The following is a 4,295-nucleotide window of genomic DNA, read 5'->3' as shown; positions in this document are numbered from 1 at the left end:
AGCGCCCGCGCTGCTAGCGCGGGCCGGGGCTGGAGTGAGGGTACGGGTACCCATGCACGACCGCAGCATCGATGCTTCACCTTGGCGGCGCGTGGCGACGCGTTTACCAGGTTGGTATGCCAGTCACCTGAGGCGCCCCTCATCCGCCCTTCCGGCCCCTTCTCCCGACGGGAGAAGGGCGATGCATCAGCGCTTGCGCTGATGCATCGCCGCTTCGTCGTCCAGCCAGTTGCTGCCCTTGTTGGTCAGGAAGAACATGTACACCACCAACGACACCGCAATCACCGCGGTCGCATAGATCACGAACTCGGTCACGTGCCCGGTCTTCAACGAGGCCTGATACAGCAACGGCGCCGTTCCGCCGAACGCCGAATTCGCCAACGCATAGCCAAGACCAACGCCCAGCGCGCGCACATGCGTGGGGAACAATTCCGCCTTCACCACTGCATTGATCGAGGTGTAACCGGTCAGGATCACAAAGCCCAAGGTGAGGATCGCGAACGCGGTCAGCCAGTCGGTCTGCTTGGGCAGCTCCATCACCAGGAACCAGGTGTAGAGCACCCCGCCGATGCCGAAGAACACCAGCAAGGTCTTGCGCCCGACGATGTCCGACAACCAGCCGCCAACCGGCTGCATCAGCATCAGCACCGTCAGCGCGACCAGGTTGATGATGGTGCCGGCCATCACGTCGCCGCCGGCGAACGCGGTCTGGATCATCTTCGGCCCGGTCACCGAATAGGTGTAGAACGCGATCGTGCCGCCGGCGGTGATCAGGAAGCACAGCAGCAGCGGGCGCCACTGGTTGACGAACAGCTCGCGCATCGAGCCCGAGGCCTTGGCCTTGCCGGTACGCGAGTCGGCGATGGATTCGGAGCTCAACGACTCGTCCATCGTGCGGCGCAACCAGAACACCACCAGCGCGCCGATGCCACCCAGGCCGAACGCCACGCGCCAGCCCCATTCGGAGACCTGCGGCGCATCGAAGAAATGCAACATGATCAGCAAGGTGGTCTGCGCCAGCACATGCCCGCCGACCAGCGTCACGTAATGGAACGACGACAAGAACCCGCGACGGCCCGGCATCGCCGCTTCGGACATGTACGTGGCGCTGGTGCCGTATTCGCCACCGGTGGCAAAGCCTTGCAGCAGGCGCGCCATCAACAAGATGATCGGCGCAGCGATGCCGATCGTCGCCACGGTCGGCGTGATCGCAATGACGAACGAGCACAACGCCATCATCGACACCGAAATGGTCAACGCCAGGCGGCGGCCGTAGCGATCGGCGAAGCGGCCGAAATACCACGCACCGATCGGCCGCATCAAAAACGTCATCGCAAAGATCGCCCACACAAACATGGTGGCGTTCTTGTCTTCCTTGGAAAAGAACTGCGACTCGAAATAGGTGGCGAACACCGAGTAGACGTAAACGTCATACCACTCGACCAGGTTGCCGGCCGAGCCCTTGAGCGTGTTGGACACCGAGCGGCGAAGGCTACCGGCAGCTGTGCCAGAACCGGTGGCGATCGGAGACGATGGGGATGCGCTCATGCGGTCAGGACCTCTTCGGTGGGACAGCCCCGGAGTATAGGTGCGCGCTTGTGTGACGCATGTAAGCATTTCGGCGCATATACAGCGGCACATCAAGCACCATGCGGGTCGCTTCAGCCCGCTTTCGGCGTGGGTGCCGCAAGCGAATTGCTGTACATGCCGGAACGATCGAAGCAGCACGCCCGCCGCTTTCCCGAGGCCAACATGTCGCACGCAGTCGCGATGCGCTTGCCCGGTGTTTCGGCCTTGTTGCCGGAAACAACCCAGAGGATCCAGTCGCGTCGCGCCGCGCCACGGCGGTCAGGGCATCCCAGGTCACGCGCGCGGCCGGACGCGCAGCCAGCGCTGCATGCAGATCATCCGGCACCAGCGGCTCGGGCCCTTCGGCAAGCGGTGCGATCTCCAACACCGCCGTCTGGCCAGTGGACACGCCGGAAGCCTGCTGCAATGCCCGATCCACCTTGAGCCAATGCCCACCCTGCCCGTCCGGCTGCAACGGTGCCTGCAGTGGTTGCCCTGCAAAAGTGCCGGTCACGCTCACCATGCTGGGTGTGGGCAGCGCGTTGCTTGCTGCTGCAGGCAGTCGCAGAAACAGCCAGTTGGCATCGACCGGCGTTGCCGGTTGCAACAAAGTGGCAGTAAACCGAATCGCGGCGGCCGGATACATGGCGCGGACGATACCACCGCACCCATCCGGGGTCGGTTACTTGCAGCCCCCGCCGTCGGCGGGCGCGCCATGCTCGGGGCCACGACACGTGCTTCAATCGTGCTGCGGCAATACCTCCTTGAGCGTCTCGATGAAGGCGCGCAGACCGGGAGGAAGATGCCGCTGTCCGGGGTAATACAACGCCAGCCCCGGAATGGCCGGACACCAAGCTTCCAGCACAGGCACCAAGGTGCCACGGTGCAGGGCAGCGCTCACCGCGTACTCGGGCACGTAGGCGATGCCAAGACCGGCTTCGGCCGCCTCGCGCATCGGCGCGATCTGGTCCAGGGTGAGCCGCCCGGGCACGTCGATCACCACTTCCTCGCCACGGCGTTCGAACTCCCAGCGGTACAACCTGCCGCTGGGCATGCGATGGCGGATGCAGGCATGCCGATGCAATGCATCGGGCGTTTCGGGAATCCCGGCGCGCGCAAGATAGGCAGGCGCCGCAACTGCGACGAAACGCGTGGGCCCACCGAACGGCACCGCCACCATGTCCTGCGGCACCGATTCACTGAAGCGAATGCCGGCGTCGAACCCCGCTGCCACGATATCCACCAATCGGCCTTCGCTCACCAAATCCACCGATAACGCCGGATGGCGCGCCAATACCTGCGGCACTACCTGCTGCAGCAAAACCTGTACCACCACTTCCGGTGCATTGATGCGAACAGTGCCGACGGGCCCGCCGCGAAAATCGTCCAGCGCAAGTAGCGCGTGGTCCACTTCCTGCAGCGCCGGCACCAGCCTGGTGTAGAGACGCTCGCCTGCTTCGGTCAGCGATACGCTGCGGGTGGTCCTATGCAGCAGGCGTACGCCGAGGTTGCGCTCCAGTGCGCTGATGACATGGCTGAGCGAAGACGGCGCCAAGCCCACTTCACTGGCGGCGCGCCGAAAGCTGCGATGCCTCGCCACGGCGGTGAAGGCGACCAGGTCATTGAACGTGGGCTTGGACATTGGTGGCAAGATTGCATCAAGTCATTCGAATTCTATGGCATAGACCCAGCAATACCCGTTTTTTAGAGTGGCGCCTCCTCCAGCCAACAAGGCCACTTTCATGTCCAAGACCTGGCTCATCACGGGCGCATCGTCCGGCTTCGGCCGCCTCCTGGCAGAGACTGTGCTTGCGCGCGGCGATCGCATCGCTGCCACCGTCCGCAAGCCACAGGCACTGGCCGATCTGCAGGCCCGGCATGGCGATGCAGTCACGGTGCTGCAGCTGGACGTACGCGATACCGCGGCCGTCCACGCAGCGGTGGCGCAGGCGTTTGCAGCGCTGGGGCGCATCGATGTCGTCGTCAGCAATGCCGGTTACGGCACGCTGGGCGCGGCCGAGGCCGCCACCGACGCACAGATTCGCGCGATCATCGATACCAACCTCATCGGTTCCATCGTACTGATCCAGGCGGTATTGCCGCGGCTGCGGCGACAAGGCGGCGGGCACGTGCTGCAGGTGTCATCCGAAGGCGGCCAGATCGCCTATCCCGGCTTCAGCCTGTACCACGCCAGCAAGTGGGGCATTGAAGGCTTTGTCGAGTACGTGCGGCAGGAAGTGGCCGGCTTCGGCATCCACTTCACCCTGGCCGAACCCGGCCCGGCCCGCACCAATTTCGGCGCCGCGTTGGTGCGCACCGACATCCCCGCCGATTACGCCGACACGCCGGTCGGCGCACTCAGCCGCGCCCTGGACGATGGCAGATGGGTCATCGCTGGCGACCCGCAACGGATGGTGGACGCAATGATCGACAGCACCGAACACGCCGCGCCGCCACTGCGGCTGGTGATGGGTGCCACTGCCTACCGATCCATCCGCCAGGCACTGGGCGCACGCCTGGCCGAACTCGAAGCGCAACGCGCGATCGCGCTGGCGACCGATACACCGCCTCAGTAAGTGCGCGGGCAGATGCGGATGCACGCATGCCGGACGCGGCATACTGCAACATGCGTCGGTGCTGTATTGCGCAATGTCTTGAGTTTGCAGCGGCGCGCGGCATTAGAGCGTGTTATGCATTTTGAGGTGAGTGCGAAGCGTGCTGTGGCG

Annotated in this window: 3 protein-coding genes and 1 pseudogene; 1 reads left to right on the top strand and 3 read right to left on the bottom strand. The window is 64.5% G+C overall.

What is annotated here, in order from left to right; all coding sequences use genetic code 11:
- Positions 1–186: 186 nt before the first annotated feature.
- The 3 genes and pseudogenes from XpruCFBP8353_RS22790 to XpruCFBP8353_RS22780 form a co-directional block, all read right to left on the bottom strand.
- Complete coding sequence (locus XpruCFBP8353_RS22790; RefSeq protein ID WP_101365235.1) at positions 187–1,548, bottom strand: MFS transporter; 1,362 nt, start codon at positions 1,546–1,548, stop codon at positions 187–189.
- Between the two features lie 113 nt (positions 1,549–1,661).
- Positions 1,662–2,215 (bottom strand): annotated as a pseudogene (locus XpruCFBP8353_RS22785) (DUF1905 domain-containing protein).
- A gap of 93 nt (positions 2,216–2,308) precedes the next feature.
- Positions 2,309–3,211, bottom strand: a complete 903-nt coding sequence (locus XpruCFBP8353_RS22780; RefSeq protein ID WP_162301165.1) for a LysR family transcriptional regulator — start codon at positions 3,209–3,211, stop codon at positions 2,309–2,311.
- 100 nt (positions 3,212–3,311) lie between these two features.
- Here XpruCFBP8353_RS22780 and XpruCFBP8353_RS22775 point away from each other — a divergent pair, with 100 nt between their 5' ends.
- A complete protein-coding gene (locus XpruCFBP8353_RS22775; RefSeq protein WP_101365233.1) occupies positions 3,312–4,145 on the top strand; it encodes an SDR family oxidoreductase in 834 nt (277 codons plus the stop codon).
- Positions 4,146–4,295: the final 150 nt, after the last annotated feature.

Origin of the sequence: Xanthomonas prunicola, from assembly GCF_002846205.1 — a bacterium.
GTDB classification, from domain to species: Bacteria; Pseudomonadota; Gammaproteobacteria; order Xanthomonadales; family Xanthomonadaceae; genus Xanthomonas; species Xanthomonas prunicola.
The sequence above is the reverse complement of the archived record's forward strand: the minus strand, read 5'-3'. Positions and strand labels throughout refer to the sequence as shown.